A 19,188-nucleotide genomic window follows, 5' to 3' on the forward strand; every position below is an offset into this window, starting at 1 on the left:
TATCTTTGAAGAGAAGGTAAAAGGCTTTTAGAGGAGGATCGGCATGATCCGGCCAATCGGGACGATTCACGCCGTGGCACTGGCCGCCATGGTTTCGACGGGCGCGCCGCTCGTCGCGCAGGAGGCGGGGGGCGAGGTCCCGCGGATCGCGGTCGAGGGTGTGGGGCGTGTCGCCACGGTGCCCGACATGGCGAACCTGTCGCTCGGCGTGGTGGCCGAGGCCGATACGCCCGGCGCGGCTGTCTCGGCGCTCAGCGCCGATCTCGACCCGCTTTTGGCCGCCTTGACGGGGATGGGCATCGCGCCATCGGATATCCAGACCGGGCGGCTGTCCCTGTCCCCGGTCTATGCCGACGGGCCGCGCGACGGCGGAGAGGCCCCGCGAATCGCGGGCTACAGCGCCGAAAGCGATGTGAACGTGCGCCTTGGCGACGTGGCGCGCCTGGGCGATGTGCTGGATGCGGCGGTGGGCGCCGGGTCGAACCGGTTCGGCGGGGTATCGTTCGGCCTGTCCGATCCGCAACCCGCCGAGGATGCAGCTTTGGCCGGTGCCATGGCCGATGCGATGCGCAAGGCCGCGATCCTGTCCGAGGCGGCCGGGCTGGCGCTTGGGGACGTGATCTCGATCGACGAAACGGGCCGGTCGTCCTCTCCCGGCCCGGTCATGATGCGGATGGATGCCGCCGAGGGGGGTGTGCCCACCGCCCCCGGCGAGGTCGAGACCGTCGTGACCATCCAGGCCGTTTTCGGCCTGGAATAGCCGCGCCGCCTATCCCGCGGCCTTGGCGAGCGCCTGGTCGAGGTCGCGGATCAGGTCGTCGGCATCCTCGAGCCCGATGGAGAGGCGCACCATCTCGGGGGCGGCGCCCGCCGCGCGCTGCTGGTTCTCGTCGAGCTGGCGGTGCGTGGTCGAGGCCGAGTGAATGATGAGGCTGCGCGCGTCGCCGAGATTGGCGACATGGCTGAACAGCTCGACCGAATCGATCAGCTTCATGCAGGCGTCGTAGCCGCCCTTGAGCTCGAAGGTGAACAGCCCCGACGCGCCCTTGGGGCAGATGCGCTGCGCGCGTTCGGCATAGGGCGACGAGGGCAGGCCGGCATAGGTGACGCGGGCCACGGCCGGGTGCGATTCGAGCCACTGGGCGACCTTCATCGCGTTGGCGCAATGACGCTCCATCCGCAGCGACAGCGTCTCGGTGCCCATCAGCGTGTAATGCGCGGCCTGCGGGTTCATCGTCATGCCCAGATCGCGCAGGCCGACGGCGATGCCGTGGAAGGTGAAGGCCATGTTGCCGAAGGTCTCGTGGAACTTGAGCCCGTGATAGGCCGGCTCGGGCGCGCTGAGCGAGGGGAACTTGTCGCTCGCGGACCAGTCGAAGGTGCCGCTGTCGACGACGCAGCCGCCGGTGACGGTGCCGTTGCCGGTCAGGTATTTCGTGGTGGAATGCACGACCAGCGTCGCGCCATGCTCGATCGGGCGGCAGAGATAGGGGGTGGCGGTCGTATTGTCGACGATCAGCGGCAGCCCCGCATCCTGTGCGATCCGGCCCACCGCATCGAGATCGGTGATATAGCCGCCCGGATTGGCGATGCCCTCGCAAAAGATCGCGCGGGTGTCGTCGTCGATGGCGTCTCGGATGGCGCCTTCGTCGTCGAAATCGACGAACTTGGCCGACCAGCCAAAACGTTTGATCATCTGCGTCATCTGCGTGACGGTGCCGCCGTAAAGCCGGGTCGAGACGACGACGTTGCAGCCCGGCATCATCAGCGGAAACAGCGCCATGACCTGTGCCGCGTGGCCGGACGAGCAGCAGACCGCGCCCGCGCCGCCCTCGAGCGTGGCGATACGTTCCTGAAGCACGGCCACCGTGGGGTTGGTCAGCCGCGAATAGATGAACCCGACCTCTTGCAGATTGAACAGCGCCGCGGCGTGGTCGGCATCGCGAAAGACGTAGCCCGTGGTCTGGTAGATGGGTGTCTGGCGCGATCCGGTAGCCGGGTCGGGGCGGGCGCCCGCATGGATCTGCTGGGTGTCGAAGCCGTAATCTGACATGGAATCCTCCGCATCTGTCGCCGCCCGTTTAAGCGAGGCTTGCCGCTTGGGCAACGTCCGCGGGCGGGCTCAGTCGGTGGGGCGCTGGACGTTCTCCTCGGCATAGGCGCGCGCGTCGTCGGGGCCGTCGCGGGCCACGATGCTGAAGGTTCCGTTGGCCTCGAGGATAAGCGCCGCGACCTTTTCGGGCGCGCCCGCCGCGCTCGAGCGGATGACAGCCATCAGTTCGTTCACGGTGATCCGTTCCTCGCGCAGCGCGTCGTGCAGGATCTCGCCGCTGCGCATCAGCAGCCGCGGCTCGGAGCGGACGGCGCGCGCGATGGTCTTCGACCGCAGCGATGTCCACGCGACGATCCATTGCAGCCCGATCAGAGTGGCAAAGGCCGCGGCACCTTCGACCAGGGGCACGGACTGGGTCAGGATCGTCGAGGCGAGCGTCGAGCCCAGCGCGACCGTCACGATCAGATCGAAGGCGTTAAGCTTGGCCAGCGTGCGCTTGCCCGAGACCCGGATCATCGCGACGACGGCCGTATAGGCCATGAGCGCCATCGCGACGGTGCGGAAAATGCCCTCGGCGCCCTGATAGAACATGTCCATGCCGGTTCTCCTCTGCCGCCCGGCGTTCAACGCATGGGCCTGCGGCTCGGGTCCGGCACCGGCTCAGCCGGTCATGCGCACCTTGCCGATATAGGGCAGGTGGCGATCGGCCTGGGCATAGTCGATGCCGTATCCCACCACGAACTCGTCGGGGATCTCGAAGCCCGTCCAGGTCGCGGCGATATCGACCTCGCGGCGCGACGGCTTGTCGAGCAGCGCGATGGTTTCCAGCCGGCGGGGGCGGCGGCTTTCGAGCAGGCGCAGGACATGATGGAGCGTAAAGCCCGTGTCGACGATATCCTCGACCACCAACACGTCGCGCCCGCCGATCTCGCCCGACAGGTCCTTGAGGATACGGACCTCGCGGCTGCTTTCCATGGCGTTGCCATAGGACGACGCCTCGAGGAAATCGACCTCGACGGGCAGGTTCAGAACCCGCACGAGGTCGGCGATGAACACGAAGGATCCGCGCAGCAGCCCCACCACGACAAGCTGATCGGTCCCGGCAAAGGCGGCCTCGATCTCGCGCGCGAGCTCTTCGATGCGGGCCGCGATCTTCTTGGCCGAGATCATCTCGTCTATGTCGTAGCCGTCATGTGCCATGCCGTCCCCTTGAATTCATGCGCGTTCCGGCCGACATCCCTGTTGGCCGGGATGGGCCGGACCGCACCGGGAGAGGATATGCCCAAGCATCACGAGACCCGCAAGCTGCCCTATACGGCCGAGCAGATGTACGACCTCGTCGCCGATGTCGAGGATTACCCGAAATTCATCCCGTGGATCTCGGCCGCGCGGATCCGCACCCGGACGCCGCGCGACCCCGGCGAGACGATCGAGGCCGATCTCATCATCTCGTTCAAGGTCTTTCGCGAGCGGTTCACCAGCCGGGTGGATCTCGACCCCGAGGCGCGGCGCATCGACACGGCCTATCTGAACGGGCCTTTCCGCCACATGGAATCGGTCTGGCGCTTTCGCGACGTGGATGGCGGGTGCGAGGTGATCTTCGACGTGGATTTCGAGTTCAAGAGCCGGATCCTCGGCTCGGCCGCCTCGATGTTCTTCAACGATGCCATGCAGCGCATCGTCCGCGCCTTCGAACGCCGCGCGGCCGAGCTTTACGGCCGTCCCGGTGGCTGACGGCCCGGCGGCGCAGGCGAACATCGTCGTCATGGGCGTCTCGGGCAGCGGCAAGAGCACCATCGGCGAGGCGCTGGCGGCGCGGCTAGGGCGCGATTACCTCGACGGCGATACGCTGCATCCGCGGGCCAATATCGACCGGATGGCGCGGGGCATCGCGTTGACCGACGCCGATCGCCTGCCCTGGCTGGAACAGGTGGGTGCGGCGCTGGTCCCGCCGGGCCGGGTCGTCGCCTGCTCGGCCCTGACGCGGGCCTACCGCGACCTGATCCGGGCGCGGGCCGGGCGCGAGGTGATATTCGTCTACCTGCGCGGCCGCCGCGAGACGCTGGCCCGGCGCATGACCCGGCGCACCGCGCATTTCATGCCCGTGGACCTGCTCGACAGCCAGTTGGCGACACTGCAGGAACCGGGCCCCGACGAACGCGCCGTCACCGTCGATATCGAGAACGGCGTGGACGAGATCGTGACCCGCGCGGCGCGTGAAATCGCCGATCCGGGCTGAGCCGCGCCTCAGCCGATGGCCGCGGCCAGCATCCGCAGCGCATGTTCGACCGTCGCGCGGCGCACGGCGTCGCGGCCCGCCGCACCGAACAGCACCGTTTCGGCCCGCACGCCCCGCCCGTCGGCCAGGCCGAAACAGACCATGCCCTCGGGCTTGTGCTCGGACCCTCCGGGGCCGGCGATGCCCGTGACCGCGACGGCCAGCGTCGCGGCCGAGCGGTCGCGCGCGCCCTGGGCCATCTCGCGCGCGACCTCCTCCGATACGGCGCCCACACGGTCCAGCGTCGCGGCCCGCACGCCCAGCATGTCGCGTTTCGCCGCGTTCGAATAGGTGACGAAGCCCCGGTCGAACATCGCCGAGGATCCGGGCAGGTCGGTCAGCCGCGCGGCGATCATGCCGCCCGTGCAGCTTTCGGCGGTGGCGATGACGGTGCCCGTGGCCGTGGCCCGCGCCAGCAGCGCGGCAAGGTCAACCGAAGGCGACGACATGCCAGGCCACGCCGAGCAAGATGACGCAGATCGCGGCGAGCGCCCCGGCGATCACGTCGTCGAGCATCACCCCAGTCACGTCCCCGCGCCGGTCGGCCCAGCCCACCGGACCGGGCTTGAGGATGTCGAACAGCCGAAACAGCGCAAAGCCCGCCAGCCATCCGGGCCAGAGATCGAGAATCGCGGCGCCCGCGAATGCCGAACCGATGCTGACGGGCATCAGCGCGACCCATTGCCCGGCCACCTCGTCGATCACGATCTCGCCTGGATCGGAATGCGCGCTGCCCGCCGTCATCTTGGCCGTGGCCCAATGCCCCAGGCCATAGGCGGCGGCGATCCCGAGGACGCAGGCCACCGGCCCGCCCAGCACATGCAGCACCCAGAACACCGGCAATGCGGCCAGCGACCCCCATGTGCCGGGCGCGGGGCGCAGATAGCCGACAAGGCCGAATGTCGCGATCAGGCGGGGCAGGGTGGCGGGCATGGGGCCTCTGGCGTTGGCGTCAATCGGCGATGAGCGTGACCGACGCGATGGCGGCGATCCCCTCTTCCCGGCCGGTGAATCCCAGCCGTTCCGAGGTCGTGGCCTTGATACTGACCCGGTCGGCAGCGATGTCGAGGATTTCCGCCGTCCGCGCCCGCATCGCGTCGGCATGGGGGCCGATCCTCGGCCGCTCGCATATGAGCGTCACATCGACATTGCCGATGCGGAACCCCCGCGAGCCCGCGCGCGACACCGCGTGTTCGAGAAAGACATGCGAGGCCGTGCCCTTCCATTGCGGATCGGAGGGCGGGAAATGCGTGCCGATATCGCCCTCGGCCAGCGCGCCGTATATGGCATCGGTCAGCGCGTGCAGCCCGACATCGGCATCGCTGTGCCCCGACAGGGCGCGGTCGAACGGCACCGCGACCCCGCACAGCGTCACCGCGTCCCCCGGCCCGAAGGCGTGGACGTCATAGCCCGTTCCGGTGCGGATATCCCTCATGCGGCCCCCTGACGACTGCGCGACGATCGCCTCGGCACGGGCGAAATCGCCCGGCCCGGTGATCTTGAAGGCCCGTTCATCGCCCTCGACGATGGAAACGTCCAGCCCCGCGGCGCGCGCGATCTCGACATCGTCGGCCGCTGCGCCGCCATGGCTGCGATGGGCCGCGCGGATGGCGGCGAAACGGAACCCCTGCGGCGTCTGGGCGCGGAACAGCCCGTCGCGCGGGTGCACGCCCTGCACCCGCCCGTCCGCGCCCGTCCAGAGCGCGTCGACCACGGCAAGCGCGGGCGCGGCGCCCGGCGCGTGGGCCAGCGCGTCGATGACCCGGTCGATCATGTCGGCAGGCACCAGCGGGCGGGCGACGTCGTGGATCAGCACCGCGTCGGGCGCAAGCGCGTCCAGCGCGGCGAGTCCCGCGGCCACCGATTGCGCACGGGTATCGCCGCCCGCGACGACGCGCATGTCGGGATGCGCGTCCCAGCCGGGGGCGAGCCCCATGTCGTCGGGCGCCAGCACCAGCACCACCTGCGCGATGCGCGGATGGCTGCGAAAGGCGTCGATGGTCCATGCGGCCACGGTGCGGCCGGCGAGTTCGCGCCATTGCTTGGGCCGGCCGGGACCGGCGCGGCGGCCCCGCCCGGCGGCGACGATGATCGCGGCGACCGTGCTATCCTTGTCCATGCGTCTGCCCCGCCAGTTTCGCGCCCGTCCGGGCGCCGGTTCATCCTTCTTTGCGCGCGAACTGCGGCAATATACGCCCAAGAATCGGGCTATGCCGGATTTTCTGTGGAAACACCGTGTCGAAGATTTGCAGGCTCGGGGGCATGACGATATGCGATTGGGCACTTGCCGAAGGATTGAGCATCTTGCACGCCGGCCACCGCGATGACGACTCCATTCGACCTGCGCTGCGCGCGCTCGGCGCGTGGCCCCCGGTCTATCTCGCGCCGATGGCGGGGATCACGGACCTGCCGTTCCGCCGGATCGTTCAGGGATTCGGCCCCGGATTCGCCGTCTCCGAGATGGTGGCCAGCCAGGAGATGGTGCAGGGCAAACCGGGCGTGCGCGAGCGCGCGGCGCTGGGCCTCGGCTGCACGCGCACCGCGGTGCAGATCGCGGGGCGCGATCCCTACTGGATGGCCGAGGCCGCGCGACGGGTCGAGGCCGCGGGCGCGGCCGTCATCGACATCAACATGGGCTGCCCGGCGAAAAAGGTGGTGAACGGGGCCTCAGGCTCGGCGCTGCTGCGCGAACCGGACCTCGCGCTGCGCCTGATCGAGGCGGTGGTGGCCGCAGTCGCGGTGCCCGTCACGCTCAAGACGCGGCTGGGCTGGGACGGCGATTGCCTCAACGCCGCCGATATCGCCGCCCGCGCCCAAGCCGCCGGCATCCGCGCCGTGACGATCCACGGCCGCACGCGGTGCCAGTTCTACAAGGGGCGCGCCGATTGGGCTGCCATCGCCGCGATCAAGCGCGCCGTGACGATCCCGGTCATCGCCAATGGCGATATCGTCACCACGGGCGATGCGCGCGAGGCGCTGCGCCTCTCGGGGGCCGACGGGGTGATGATCGGGCGGGGCACGCAGGGCGCGCCCTGGCGCGTGGCCGAGATCGCCGCCGCGCTTTACGGCACGCCCGCCCCCAGGATCCCGCGGGGTGCCGCGCTGCTCGATCTGGCGCTGCACCATCTCGACGAATCCTGCGGCTTTTACGGGGCGCATTTCGGCACGCGGGTCGTGCGCAAGCATCTCGGGTGGTACATGGACCGGGCCGGCGCACCCGAGGCGACACGCCGCGGCGTGCTGACCGCCGCGACGCCTAGCGCCGCGGCGCGCGCCTTGCGCGTCGCGTTCGGGGCTGCCGCGGGCTGCGCGGCGTGAACCGGGCCGAGCGGATCTGGGCGGCAATGCCGGTTCCCGCGATCCTGATCGACGCCGCGGACCGCATCGCCGAGGTCAATGCCGCGGCCGAGGATTTCCTCGGCACCTCCGAGAAATCCCTGCGCGGAGCCCCGATCTTCGACCGGGTCTTCATCGACGCGCCCATCGACGGCGCGCTCGCGCGGATGCGGCGCGACCGTGCGCCGCTCTATGCCAACGCGGTCGAGGTCGGCGGCGGGCAGGCCCCGCCCGAGACCTGCAATCTCAGCATCGCGCCGGTGCCGGGGCTCGAGGGGCATATCCTCGTCATGCTGTCGCCGCGGCAGGTGGCCGGTCGGCTCGGCAAGGCGGGCGAGCCGCGCAACGCCGCGCGCGCGGCCATCGGCATGGCCGAGATGCTGGCCCACGAGATCAAGAACCCGCTGGCGGGGATCACGGGCGCGGCCCAGCTTTTGTCGATGGGGCTCGACCCCGAGGGCGTGGCGTTGACCGATCTGATCGTCGCCGAGAGCCGCCGGATCGTCGCGCTGCTCGACCAGGTCGAACAGTTCGGCAATCTCGCGCCGCCCCGTCGCCGGGCGGTGAACCTGCACACCATGCTCGACCGCGCAAGGAACAGCGCCGCGTTGGGCGCCGCCGCGCAGATGCGGATCGAGCCGCGTTACGACCCGTCGCTGCCCGCGGCCTGGATCGATTCCGACCAGATGCAGCAGGCGGTTCTGAACCTGATGCGCAACGCCGCCGAGGCCGCGGGGCCGGGCGGCGGCACCATCGTTCTGCGCAGCTTTTACGACGCGGGCCTGCGCCTGCGCCGCCCCGACGGGTCGGGCCGTGCGCTGCCGCTTCAGATCGAGGTGATCGACGACGGCCCCGGCATCGCCGCCGACATGCTCGACGGCATATTCGACCCCTTCGTGTCCGGTCGCGAGAACGGCACCGGCCTGGGGCTGGCACTGGTGTCGCGCATCGTCGCCGATCACGAGGGGCTCGTCTCGGTCGACAGCCGCCCCGGACGAACGGCCTTTCGCATTTCGCTGCCCGCGGCGCCCGAAACCGCCCTGCGCGACCCGACGCCTCAAGAGGTGCGCTGACATGGATGGAACCGTTCTCGTCGCCGACGACGACCGCACGATCCGGACGGTTCTGGCGCAGGCGTTGACGCGGGCCGGATGCAAGGTCCATGCCACGGCCTCGATGGTGACGCTTTTGCGCTGGGTCGAAGAGGGCAAGGGCGACCTCGTGATCTCGGACGTCGTGATGCCCGATGGCAACGGGCTCGAAGCGATGCCGCGCATCGCCGCGCTCAGGCCCGGACTTCCAGTCATCGTGATCTCGGCGCGCAACACGATCCGCACCGCCATCGAAGCCGCCGAGGCCGAGGCGTTCGACTACCTGCCCAAGCCCTTCGATCTGCCCGATCTGATGAAACGCGCCGCGCGGGCCTTGTCGCAGGGCGTCGGCACCGCCCCCGCCACGCAGGCGGCACCCCCCGCCGAGGCCGCCGCGGACCTGCCCCTCGTCGGTCGTGCGCCGGCCATGCAGACGCTCTATCGCATGGTCGCGCGGATCATGAACAGCGACCTCGCCGTTCTCGTGACCGGGGAAAGCGGCGCGGGAAAATCGCTGGTGGCGCGTGCGATCCACGATTTTTCGGACCGGCGCGCGCGCCCCTTCGTCGTGGCCGGCGCGGGCGACTTGGCCCAGCCCGAGACGGCCGCGGCGCTTTTGGCCCGCGCGCGGTCGGGCACGATCCTGTTCGACGAGGCGGGCGACCTGTCGCCGGGCGAACAGGCGCGGCTGGTGCGGCTGCTGGACGCGCTCGACCCCGAGGGCGGCCCCCGGATCATGGCGACGACGCAGGCCGATCTCGGCCGCCGGATCGAGGCGGGCGGATTTCGCGCCGATCTGTTCTACCGGCTGGGCGGGGTGGCTCTGCACGTCCCGCCGCTGCGCGAGCGTGTCGAGGACATTCCCCTGCTGGCCGAGCATTTCCTGGCTCGTGCCGCGCGCGACGGGCATACGGCGCGCAGCCTGTCGGACGGGGCGGCGGCGCTTGTGCGGCGCTATGCCTGGCCCGGCAATGTGCGCCAGCTCGAGAACGCGATGCAGCGGCTCGCGGTGACGGGCAACCGGCCCGAGATCGCGCGCGACGAGATGGAGGCCGTGTTGGGCGGTCAACCCGCGGCGGGGCCGCTCCGGGACGATGGCGACGCCGACCGCCTTGGGGCCGGGGTGGCGCGGCACCTGCGGCGCTATTTCGATCTGCACGGCGGCAGCTTGCCCGCGCCGGGGCTTTACGCCCGTATCCTGCGCGAGGTCGAAACCCCGCTGATCGAGATCGCGCTCGACGCGACCAACGGCAATCAGGCCAAATGCGCCGAGCTTTTGGGGATCAATCGCAATACGTTGCGAAAGAAGATCACCGATCTCGATATTCAGGTAGCCAGACGCCGAAAGTTGATGTAAAACGGCAACAGAAGCGTGGCACAAGGGACGACAGATCCCGCCAAAAAGCCATGCCGAGCGGTTTATATCCAGGCGTCGTGTTCACGCCAGAACCTGATGAGGTAGCCCATGATGCATCCGTCCCGGATGCTCAGTTGGGATCGGCTGGCGCGACTGCGCCGCAGGCGGCGTGTGCGCAATGCGGCGACGATCGTTCTGGTCTGTCTCGGTCCTGTGCTGGCATTCGCGACCTACGCGGTGCTCGGCCCGCTCGAGGTGGGGCTGGGCGCGGTGTCGCTGCGCCTCGTGCTGCTGGCCGACCTCGTCTATATCATCACGCTGGCCGCGCTGGTGCTGGCGACGCTGGTGCGGGTCGTTGCGGCGCGGCGCCGCCAATCGGCCGGATCGCGGCTGCATCTCAGGCTCGCGGGCGTCTTTGCGCTGATCGCGCTGATCCCGACGATCACGGTCGCGGTCTTTGCCACGCTCACGGTGAATTTCGGGCTCGAGGGGTGGTTTTCGGACCGGGTGCGGCAGGTGGTGGGCGCCTCGCTCGCCGCGGCCGAAGCCTATGAGGACGAACAGCGCCGGGATCTTTCCGAGGATGCCGAGGCGCTGGCCGCGTTCCTGTCGGCCGCGCGGGCCAATTCGTTCCTGCGCTCGGATGGCGAGCTGCGCCAGCTGCTCGGGCAGGGGCAGTCGCGCATTCAGCGCGGCCTGCGCGAGGCCTATGTCGTCGACGGCGAGGGCGAGATCCGAGCCCGTGGCGAAGACAGCTATCTCTTCGATTTCGAACGCCCCGCCCCCGAGGCCATCGCCGCCGCGCGCAGCGGGCGCACGGTGGTCATCGAGGATTGGGACATCAACGAGTTCCGCGCGCTGGTCCCGATCGCGGGGCTGGGCGATCTGTTCCTCTATGTCAGTCGCGATGTCGACGGAGAGCTCCTGGCCCTGCTCGACGACACGCAGGATTCGGTGCGGCTGTACAACCAGCTCGAAAGCGAACGCGGGCGGCTGCTGTTCGAGTTCGGGCTGCTCTACCTCGGATTTGCGCTGATCCTGATCCTCGCCGCGATCTGGCTGGGGCTGTGGTTCGCCGAGCGGCTGTCGCGCCCCGTCGGCCGGCTTGCCGGCGCCGCTCAGCGGATCGGTGCGGGCGATCTGGACGTGCGCGTCCGCGAGGAAGAGGGCGACGACGAGATCTCGATGCTGGGGCGGATCTTCAACCAGATGACCGGGCAGCTCAAACTCCAGCGCGAGACGCTTCTGGCCACCAATGCCCAGATCGAACGCCGCCGCCGCCTGTTCGATTCGGTCTTGTCCTCGGTCACGGCGGGGCTTGTCGGACTCGATGCCGAGGGGCGCGTGACCTTCGTCAACCGCTCGGCCGAGCGGCTGCTGCAGCTTGACGAGGCGGCCGGGCAGGACACGCACCTGACCGTGGCCATCCCCGAATTTGGCCCGCTTTTCGAAAAGATCGCCCAGGGCCGCGACGAGACCGTTCAGGGCGAGGTCAAGGTGACGCGCGCGGGCCACCTGGAAAGCCTGCTGGTGCGGGTCGCCACGCGGCGCGGCGAGAACGGCGCGCTCGAAGGCTATGTCGTGGCCTTCGACGATGTGACCGACCTCGTCGCGGCACAGAGGCTTGCCGCCTGGGGCGACGTGGCCCGGCGGATCGCGCACGAGATCAAGAACCCGCTGACGCCGATCCAGCTTTCGGCGGGGCGCATCACGCGCAAGTTCGGCCCCGAGGTCTCGGACCCCGACAAGCTGGCTGAGCTGACCGACGTGATCGTGCGCCAGACCGAGGGTCTGCGCCGCATCGTCGACGAGTTCAGCCGCTTTGCCCGCATGCCCGAGCCCGAGCGCTACCGCCACGATCTGGTCGAGACGCTGCGCGGCGCGGTGGTGCTGCAACGCGCGGGGCAGGAGGGCGTGATCATCGACGCGGACCTGCCCGACACGCCGCAGATCGCCGAGTTCGACGAGACGATGATCGGCCAGGCGCTGACCAACCTCATCAAGAACGCGGGCGAGGCGACCCAATCCCTGATCGAGGCGGGCGCCCACGAGGGCTACGCCCCGCAAATCCGCATCCGGCTCGAGACGCCCGCCCGCGACGCGGCGGCCATCGTCATCGAGGATAACGGCATCGGCCTGCCCGACGACCGTGCGCGCCTGTTCGAGCCCTATTTCACCACCCGCTCGGCCGGCACGGGGCTGGGCCTGCCCATCGTGCGCAAGATCATCGAGGAACATGGCGGCACGCTGACGCTGTCGGACGCCGATCCCTTTGCACCCGGCGCCCATCGCGGCGCCCGCGCCGAGATCCGCCTGCCACTTGTCCCCGATCCGCCCGCCACCGGCGCGGCCGGGCCCGATACCGACGCCACGCGCGACCCCGATCATCATTTCATGGAGGCACAGGGAAAATGAGCGACATTCTGATCGTCGACGACGAGCGCGACATCCGCGAACTCATCGCGGATATCCTCGAGGAAGAAGGATATACCACGCGGCGGGCCTCCAATTCGTCGGAATGCATGGCCGAGATCGAGAAGGAGCCGCCCGCGCTCATGATCCTCGATATCTGGCTGAAAGACAGCGACATGGACGGGATCGACATTCTCAAGATCGCCAAGCGCGATTATCCGGGCGTCCCCGTCATCATCATCTCGGGCCATGGCACCATCGAGATCGCGGTCGCCGCGATCAAGCAGGGCGCCTATGACTATATCGAAAAACCCTTCAACATCGACCAGTTGACCGTCGTGATCGGCCGCGCGATGGAAACCTCGCGGTTGCGTCGCGAGAATGTCGCCCTGCGCCGCCGCGAGGCCGAGCCGCCCGAGATGATCGGCAGCTCGCACGCCTTCAAGACGCTGAAATCGCAGCTCGACAAGGTGACGAAATCGAACGGGCGGGTTCTGCTGTCGGGGCCCGCGGGGTCGGGCAAGGAACTGGCCGCGCGCTATATCCACGCCAACTCGGGCCGGTCCGAACATCCTTTCGTCACCGTGGGATCGGCCAGCATCGAGCCCGACCGCATGGAAGAGGTGCTGTTCGGGCGCGAGACGCCCGAGCGCGAGATCGAGCCGGGATTGCTGGAACAGGCCGATGGCGGCATCCTCTATTTCGACGAGATCGCCGACATGCCGCTGGGCACGCAATCCAAGATCCTGCGCGTTCTGGTCGACCAGTCGTTTCAGCGCGTGGGCGGCACCGAAAAGGTCAAGGTCGATATCCGCGTCGTGTCATCGACCACGCGCGACCTGGCCCACGAGATTGCCGAGGGGCGGTTCCGCCAGGAGCTGTTCCACCGCCTCGCGGTCGTGCCGATCCCGGTGCCGGGGCTCGACGAGCGGTGCGAGGATATCCCCGAACTCGCCGATCATTTCCTCAGGGGCTACAACCGCACGCAAGGCCTGCCGCTGCGCGCGCTGGCTGACGACGCCACCGCGATGCTGCAGACGATGAGCTGGCCCGGCAATGTGCGACAGCTCAAGAACCTGATGGAGCGGGTGCTGATCCTGAGCGACGGCAAGGGTCCGATCTGCGCCTCGGACCTGCCCGGCCCCGATGCGCCGGTCGAGCACGAAGGCCGCGCCGTGGCGCTTGGCGCGCTGGCGACACTGCCCCTGCGCGAGGCGCGCGAGCTGTTCGAGCGGGAGTATCTGCTGACCCAGATCAACCGCTTTGGCGGCAACATTTCGCGCACGGCGAATTTCGTGGGGATGGAGCGGAGCGCGCTGCACCGCAAGCTGAAGTCGCTGGGTGTCGTCACGGCGAACAAGCAGGGCAGCCGGGTCGCGTTTCTCGACGAACATGCCGCGGGGTGATCCCGCCCGCGGCGGCCGGTGTCAGGCCGTCGCGTCCTGCGACGCGCCCATCGCGACCTCGGCACCCTCGGCATAGACGATCTGGGGCGTGTCGAAGACCAGCACGAAACTGCGCAGGCGCGCCACCGGCGTCTCGGAGATGAAATCCCCATCGACGAGGCGCCGCGCCGGGACGACCGCGGTGTCGGTGCCGAACATGGCCCGCGCGCGCCAGTCGCGCAGCACCACGGGCTGATCGGCGGCGACGCGCAGCGGGTGTTCGGGCCGGTCATGGCCCAGAACGCTTGCCCGTATGGTCACGACCTGCTGCGCGGTCCGTTCCACCACCGAAACGGCGCGGAGCCGGCGCAGCCCCTGCCGCGTCACGATGCGGTCGCCCGCCTCGAGGAACTCGACCGGGAGCATCCCGTCCGACGTCATCACGCGGGTACCGGCAACGAGGCCGGTCTGGGTGCGGGCACCGGTTTTCGCGATCTGGGTCATGGTCGGCTCCTGTCCGTGGCGTCGCGGCAGTTCTGACCCCCGATTGTGACGGGAATGGGCCGGCGCGGCGGCGAACTCGCGATTTGGCGCGGGGCAGGGCGGGGCCCATGTTTTTCCGCTCGCATCCGACAGGGGGCTTTGCTAGTCAGGCGCGAATTTCGGGGGTACGCCTCCGGGGCGGTTTCTGCGGGTGTGGCGGAACTGGTAGACGCACCAGATTTAGGTTCTGGCGCCGCAAGGCGTGGGGGTTCAAGTCCCTTCACCCGCACCAAAGGACAAAGGGAAGCAAGGCAGATGCAGGTCACCGAGACCCTGAACGAAGGACTGAAGCGGTCCTACCACATCACCGTGACGGCCGACGAGCTCGATGCCAAGGTCAACGAAAAGCTGGCCGAGGCGCAGCCGACCATCGAGATGAAGGGTTTTCGCAAGGGCAAGGTCCCGATGTCGCTGCTGCGCAAGCAGTTCGGCGAGCGTCTGCTGGGCGAGGCCATGCAGGAGGCCGTCGATGGCGCCATGTCGTCGCATTTCCGCGAGACCGGCGACCGCCCGGCCATGCAGCCCGACGTCAAGATGGCCAACGAGAACTGGCAGAAGGGCGACGATGTCGAGGTGAACCTCTCTTACGAGGCGCTGCCCGAGATCCCCGAGTTCGACGCCTCGACTCTCGAGCTCGAGAGGCTCGTCGTCACCCCCGAGGACAGCGCGGTTGACGAGGCCCTGCAAAGCCTGGCCGACAATGCCAAGGCCTACGAGGCCAAGGACGGGGCGGCCGAGGATGGCGATCAGATCGTCATGGATTTCAAGGGTTCGGTCGATGGCGAGGAGTTCCAGGGCGGCGCCGCCGAGGATTATCCGCTGGTGCTTGGCTCGGGCAGCTTCATCCCCGGATTCGAAGAGCAGCTCGTGGGCAAGTCCGCCGGTGACGAAGTCGACGTGAAGGTCAGCTTTCCCGAGGATTACCAGGCCGCGAACCTGGCCGGCAAGGATGCCGTTTTCGCCTGCACCGTGAAAGAGGTGAAGGCCCCGCAGCCCGCCACGATCGACGACGAGCTGGCCAAGAAATACGGCGCCGACGATCTCGACGCGCTCAAGGGCCAGATCCGCGACCGCCTCGCGGCGGAATACGGACAGGCCGCCCGCGCCGTGCTCAAGCGGCAGCTTCTCGACAAGCTCGACGACATGGTGAAGTTCGAGCTGCCCCCCAGCCTCGTCGAGGCCGAGGCCAAGCAGATCGCGCACCAGCTCTACCACGAAGAGCATCCCGAGGATCACGGCCATGATCACGGCGAGATCGAACCGACCGACGAGCATAACAGCCTCGCCGAGCGACGCGTCCGCCTCGGCCTCCTGCTGGCCGATATCGGCCGCCGCAACGAGGTGCAGGTCACGGATGCCGAGTTGACGCAGGCGGTGATGAACCAGGCGCGCCAGTATCCCGGCCAGGAGCGGCAGTTCTTCGAGTTCGTGCAGCAGAACGAGCAGATGCGCCAGCAGATCCAGGCGCCGATCTTCGAGGACAAGGTCGTCGATCACATCGTCGACCACGCAAACGTCACCGACAAGACCGTGAGCAAGGACGAGCTTCAGGCCGCTGTCGAGGCCATGGACGAGGACGAGGCCGCGGCGTAAGCTGAGGTCGGTTCGACTGCTCCGGCCGAGGCCGGGGTTCTGGCGGGGTCGCGTTGGGAGGCGCGGCCCCGTTTCCCGTTCGGGGTCTTGGCACGCTCAGTTCTCGGCCAACTGGCAATAGGCGCCCGCATCCTGCATCCGGCGGCACAGCGCGATGGCTTCGTCCCGCCCCTGGGTCGTGACCTGCGCGGTCAGCCGTGCGCGCCGGCCGAACCCGGCCATCCGCGCCTCGACGATGGCGATCTCGCGCCCCTCGAGGATCGTCGGATATTCGCGCGCGACGCGTTTCACGAACATCTCGACCGTCTGTCGCCGCCGCCCGGCGGCGATGATGACGCCCCAGGCGGGTTTGGGCGGGGTGAACTCGGTCACGCGGCGCGTTCCGGCCTGCCGCGTGCAAGCGTCGAGAAAGGGCTCGTCGGGGGCGAGCGCAAAGTCGGTCGCCTCGGGGGGGTCATCGCGCCAGACCCGCGCGGAATGCCCGGTGATCGCGCGCACATAGGCGCGCGTCTCGCCCGGCAGGATGTGGTCGGGCGCGGCCAGGAACCGCTCGGCCCGAGCCTCGCCCGCGTTATAGGCGGTGGCGGCAAGACCCGGATTGCCGAATCGCGCGGTCAGCTCGGCAAGGTATTCGGCCGAGGCGAAAATCGCGCGCGCCGGGTTGAACGGATCGTCGAGCTGCCGCAGCGCGGCGGTCGCGGGCATGAACTGCGCGATTCCCTGCGCCCCCGCCCGGCTGACGGCGCCCGCGTCGAACAGGCTCTCGCGCCAGAGCAGCCGCGCGAAAAAGCCGGTGTCGATCCGGTGCGTTTCCGCCGCGGCCGCGATCAGGCGGCACGTATCCTCGGTATAGGTCGCAAGCCTGATGCAATGCGCCCCGTCGGCGGTGCAACGGGCATCGACCGGACGCGGCTGCGGGCGCGGCGCGTCCTGCGCCGGGGCGGGAGAGGTCAGGCCGGAAAGGGCAAGGGCGAGAACGAGGATCTGTCGGCGCATGGTTCCGGCGAGGCAATCGGGACGGCCGGGCGGCTGATCCGCCCCGCCTGCTCGAACCTAGCGCACGGTAGCGATTCGTTAAGACGCCTGGGGCAGGCTGGTCGGGAACACCGGACCGGGGCGGAGAATGCTGGACGACATGCGCGACGATACGGGGCCCGCGCGGGATACGCGGGCGGGGGGCGATCCGCTCGCCATTCCGGGCGTGCTGCTGCGGGGGTGGTGGATCGCCGCGATCTTCGTGATCTGTGCGACGACGCTCGGGGCGTGGTACGCCTTCGGGGTGGCCGAGCCGAGCTATCGGGCGACGACAACGCTTGCCGTCGAGACGGCCGCGCCGCCCTTGCCGGATATCCAGTCGCCCAATGCCGGGCTGCCGCCCGAGGATATCGCGCTCAACACCGAGATCGAGGTGCTGCGCTCGCGCGGGGTGCTGACGCGGCTCGCCGACCGCCCCGGCATCGCGGATCACCCCCGGTTTCCGGGCGGCACCGGCGACCGGGTCGAGGATCTGCGCCGCGCCATCGTCGCGAGGGTCAAGCGCGGCACGCGCACGATCGAGATCGGGGTCGTCACGGGCGACCCGGCCCTGTCGCGCGACATCGCGAACGGGCTCGCCGGGCTTTACGTCACGGCCGGGGTCGAACGCAAATCCGAGGCGATCGAGCAGGCCGTCGGCTGGCTTTCGGGCCGCGCGCAGAGCCTTGGCGCCGATCTGCTGGCGCGCGAGGCCCGACTGCGCGCGTTGCGCGAACGCGCCGATCTGGACGGTGCCGAGGGGATCGCCGCATCGGGCATCGAGCTGGAGCGCCTTTTGGCCCGCCTGCCCGAAATCCGGGCCGAGGCCGCGCGGCTCGAGGCGCGGCTCGCCGGGGCGCGCGACGCCGACGCCGATCCGGTGCGGGTGGCCTCGATCCTCGGCGACGCATCGCTCGACCGGCTCGCCGCCGGGGTCGCGACGGGCGAGGGGCGGCTGCGCTTTGACCGGCGGCTGTCGCATGTGGCCACGGCCACCGCGACGGCGCTTGCCTCGCTGCGCGCGGACGAGGCCGCGCTGGCCGGCCGGATCGAGGACCTGCGCCGCCGGGCCGAGGCGCGCGCCGATACGCTCGACGCCATCGCGCAGCTCGAACGCGAAACCGAGGCCGTGCGCGTCCTGCATGACAGTTTCGTGCGCCGTCTCAAGGAAACTACGGTACAGCGCGGATTGCAGGCCCCCGATGCCTGGATACTGTCCGAGGCCGTCGACGGGCGCCGCATCGCCCCGCTGCGCGGCCGCATCACCGCGATGAGCGCGCTTTCCGGGCTCGTGCTCGCGGTCATCGCGATCCTCTTGCGCCACCGGATCTGGGGCGGCCTGCGCACCGCCCCCGAGCTCGAGCGCGAGACCGGCCTGCCCGTGCTGGGCGCCATCCTGCGCGACCCCGCCGGCGGGCCGAGCGACGAGGGCCGGATCGGCCTTCGCCAGTTGCGCACCTCGCTCGTCATGTCGCGTCTGCCGGTATCGGTCATCGCGCTGACCTCGCCAGGCCCCGACGGGACGCGCGCAGGGATGGCTGTCGGACTGGCCGATGCCTTTGCCGAGACGGGGCGGCGGGTGCTGCTCCTGGCGGGTGACACCGGCCCCGAGGGGCTTCAGCCGCATCTCGATCTGCCTTGGGACGAGATCACGCTCGACCCCGGAGAGGCGACGCCCGCAAGACGCGCCCGCCGCGATCCGCGCCATTCCTTCGACGTGCTCGCCCTTCCGGCCGACGGGAATGGGGGGCAGTCCGGTGCAAATGGCTGGCATGGGTCTGATTCAGGCGCGATCTTCGACCGGCTGCGCGGGGCCTACGATACGGTCATCATCGATCTGCCACCGGTTCTGATCGCGGCGCAGACGCGCGCGCTGGCCAGTCATGCCGACGCGGTCCTGCTGTCGGTATCGGCCGGGGCGACGCCGCGGCGGCAGGTTCACGCCGCCATCCGTCAGTTCGGCCTTGTCGCGATGCCCCTGCGCGGGCTGGTCCTGACGGCGGCGGTGCCGGGGGGCACCGGCATTCGTGCCACGCTCGCCCGCCACGGGATCACGCGCGCCCCGGTGATTTCGGCGGTGTGAGCCCCGTCGCCACACGACGCCGCAGCGGCTGAAACGAAAAAGG

Annotated in this window: 18 protein-coding genes and 1 tRNA gene; 11 read left to right on the forward strand and 8 right to left on the reverse strand. The window is 69.5% G+C overall.

Going from position 1 to position 19,188, the window contains the following annotated elements:
• Positions 1 to 43: 43 nt before the first annotated feature.
• Positions 44 to 760 carry an SIMPL domain-containing protein gene (locus E2L08_RS02780; RefSeq protein WP_133395540.1) on the forward strand — a complete coding sequence of 239 codons (717 nt, stop codon included), beginning with the start codon at positions 44 to 46 and terminating at the stop codon, positions 758 to 760.
• Between the two features lie 9 nt (positions 761 to 769).
• Here E2L08_RS02780 and E2L08_RS02785 read toward each other — a convergent pair whose 3' ends face one another.
• The 3 genes from E2L08_RS02785 to hpt form a co-directional block, all read right to left on the reverse strand.
• Positions 770 to 2,053, reverse strand: coding sequence for an O-acetylhomoserine aminocarboxypropyltransferase/cysteine synthase family protein (locus E2L08_RS02785; RefSeq protein WP_133395541.1), 1,284 nt, complete (start codon positions 2,051 to 2,053; stop codon positions 770 to 772).
• A gap of 69 nt (positions 2,054 to 2,122) precedes the next feature.
• Positions 2,123 to 2,650, reverse strand: coding sequence for a DUF421 domain-containing protein (locus tag E2L08_RS02790; RefSeq protein ID WP_133395542.1), 528 nt, complete (start codon positions 2,648 to 2,650; stop codon positions 2,123 to 2,125).
• 63 nt (positions 2,651 to 2,713) lie between these two features.
• A complete protein-coding gene (gene hpt / locus E2L08_RS02795; RefSeq protein WP_133395543.1) occupies positions 2,714 to 3,253 on the reverse strand; it encodes a hypoxanthine phosphoribosyltransferase in 540 nt (179 codons plus the stop codon).
• Between the two features lie 78 nt (positions 3,254 to 3,331).
• Here hpt and E2L08_RS02800 point away from each other — a divergent pair, with 78 nt between their 5' ends.
• Both E2L08_RS02800 and E2L08_RS02805 read left to right on the forward strand, forming a co-directional pair.
• On the forward strand, positions 3,332 to 3,787 hold the full coding sequence (locus E2L08_RS02800; protein ID WP_133395544.1) for a type II toxin-antitoxin system RatA family toxin: 456 nt from the start codon (positions 3,332 to 3,334) through the stop codon (positions 3,785 to 3,787).
• The gene (locus tag E2L08_RS02805; protein ID WP_240758009.1) at positions 3,780 to 4,292 is read left to right on the forward strand and encodes a gluconokinase; all 513 of its coding nucleotides are present in this window, start codon (positions 3,780 to 3,782) and stop codon (positions 4,290 to 4,292) included. The genes E2L08_RS02800 and E2L08_RS02805 overlap by 8 nt, the downstream gene beginning before the upstream one ends.
• 8 nt (positions 4,293 to 4,300) lie before the next feature.
• Here the strand turns inward: E2L08_RS02805 and E2L08_RS02810 are convergent, their stop codons facing one another.
• The 3 genes from E2L08_RS02810 to E2L08_RS02820 are packed head-to-tail and all read right to left on the reverse strand — an operon-like array spanning position 4,301 to position 6,450.
• Entirely contained in the window at positions 4,301 to 4,780 is a 480-nt protein-coding gene (locus E2L08_RS02810; RefSeq protein WP_133395546.1) for a CinA family protein, read from the reverse strand.
• Positions 4,761 to 5,264 (reverse strand): phosphatidylglycerophosphatase A family protein, encoded by a 504-nt coding sequence (locus E2L08_RS02815; RefSeq protein ID WP_133395547.1) that lies wholly within the window; start codon positions 5,262 to 5,264, stop codon positions 4,761 to 4,763. Before E2L08_RS02815 ends, E2L08_RS02810 begins: the two co-directional genes overlap by 20 nt.
• Before the next feature lie 19 nt (positions 5,265 to 5,283).
• Positions 5,284 to 6,450, reverse strand: coding sequence for a bifunctional 2-C-methyl-D-erythritol 4-phosphate cytidylyltransferase/2-C-methyl-D-erythritol 2,4-cyclodiphosphate synthase (locus tag E2L08_RS02820; RefSeq protein WP_133395548.1), 1,167 nt, complete (start codon positions 6,448 to 6,450; stop codon positions 5,284 to 5,286).
• 185 nt (positions 6,451 to 6,635) lie between these two features.
• Here E2L08_RS02820 and dusB point away from each other — a divergent pair, with 185 nt between their 5' ends.
• The 5 genes from dusB (at position 6,636) to ntrX (ending at position 13,933) form a co-directional block, all read left to right on the forward strand.
• Positions 6,636 to 7,649: a tRNA dihydrouridine synthase DusB gene (gene dusB / locus E2L08_RS02825; RefSeq protein WP_370450563.1), complete on the forward strand. Its 1,014-nt coding sequence runs from the start codon at positions 6,636 to 6,638 to the stop codon at positions 7,647 to 7,649.
• Positions 7,646 to 8,740, forward strand: a complete 1,095-nt coding sequence (locus tag E2L08_RS02830; RefSeq protein ID WP_276321513.1) for a two-component system sensor histidine kinase NtrB — start codon at positions 7,646 to 7,648, stop codon at positions 8,738 to 8,740. The genes dusB and E2L08_RS02830 overlap by 4 nt, the downstream gene beginning before the upstream one ends.
• A gap of 1 nt (position 8,741) precedes the next feature.
• Positions 8,742 to 10,115 (forward strand): response regulator, encoded by a 1,374-nt coding sequence (locus E2L08_RS02835; RefSeq protein ID WP_133395551.1) that lies wholly within the window; start codon positions 8,742 to 8,744, stop codon positions 10,113 to 10,115.
• Positions 10,116 to 10,223: 108 nt separating this feature from the next.
• Positions 10,224 to 12,530 (forward strand): sensor histidine kinase NtrY-like, encoded by a 2,307-nt coding sequence (locus E2L08_RS02840; protein WP_133395552.1) that lies wholly within the window; start codon positions 10,224 to 10,226, stop codon positions 12,528 to 12,530.
• A complete protein-coding gene (gene ntrX, locus E2L08_RS02845; protein ID WP_133395553.1) occupies positions 12,527 to 13,933 on the forward strand; it encodes a nitrogen assimilation response regulator NtrX in 1,407 nt (468 codons plus the stop codon). Before E2L08_RS02840 ends, ntrX begins: the two co-directional genes overlap by 4 nt.
• A gap of 21 nt (positions 13,934 to 13,954) precedes the next feature.
• Here the strand turns inward: ntrX and E2L08_RS02850 are convergent, their stop codons facing one another.
• Entirely contained in the window at positions 13,955 to 14,416 is a 462-nt protein-coding gene (locus E2L08_RS02850) for a Hint domain-containing protein (protein WP_133395554.1), read from the reverse strand.
• A 186-nt stretch (positions 14,417 to 14,602) separates the two neighbouring features.
• Between E2L08_RS02850 and E2L08_RS02855 the strand changes: the two genes are divergently transcribed.
• Together E2L08_RS02855 and tig are read left to right on the forward strand one after the other, a co-directional pair.
• Positions 14,603 to 14,687: transfer RNA gene (locus E2L08_RS02855), tRNA-Leu, on the forward strand.
• Positions 14,688 to 14,710: 23 nt separating this feature from the next.
• Positions 14,711 to 16,048 (forward strand): trigger factor, encoded by a 1,338-nt coding sequence (gene tig / locus E2L08_RS02860; protein WP_133395555.1) that lies wholly within the window; start codon positions 14,711 to 14,713, stop codon positions 16,046 to 16,048.
• A gap of 96 nt (positions 16,049 to 16,144) precedes the next feature.
• On the opposite strand, the gene E2L08_RS02865 is transcribed toward tig, so the two are convergent.
• Positions 16,145 to 17,044, reverse strand: coding sequence for a lytic transglycosylase domain-containing protein (locus E2L08_RS02865; protein ID WP_133395556.1), 900 nt, complete (start codon positions 17,042 to 17,044; stop codon positions 16,145 to 16,147).
• 127 nt (positions 17,045 to 17,171) lie between these two features.
• On the opposite strand from E2L08_RS02865, the gene E2L08_RS02870 reads away from it, so the two are divergent.
• A complete protein-coding gene (locus E2L08_RS02870; RefSeq protein ID WP_133395557.1) occupies positions 17,172 to 19,145 on the forward strand; it encodes a GumC family protein in 1,974 nt (657 codons plus the stop codon).
• The last annotated feature ends 43 nt before the right edge of the window (positions 19,146 to 19,188 follow it).

This window comes from Palleronia sediminis, assembly GCF_004358695.1.
GTDB classification, from domain to species: domain Bacteria; phylum Pseudomonadota; class Alphaproteobacteria; order Rhodobacterales; family Rhodobacteraceae; genus Palleronia; species Palleronia sediminis.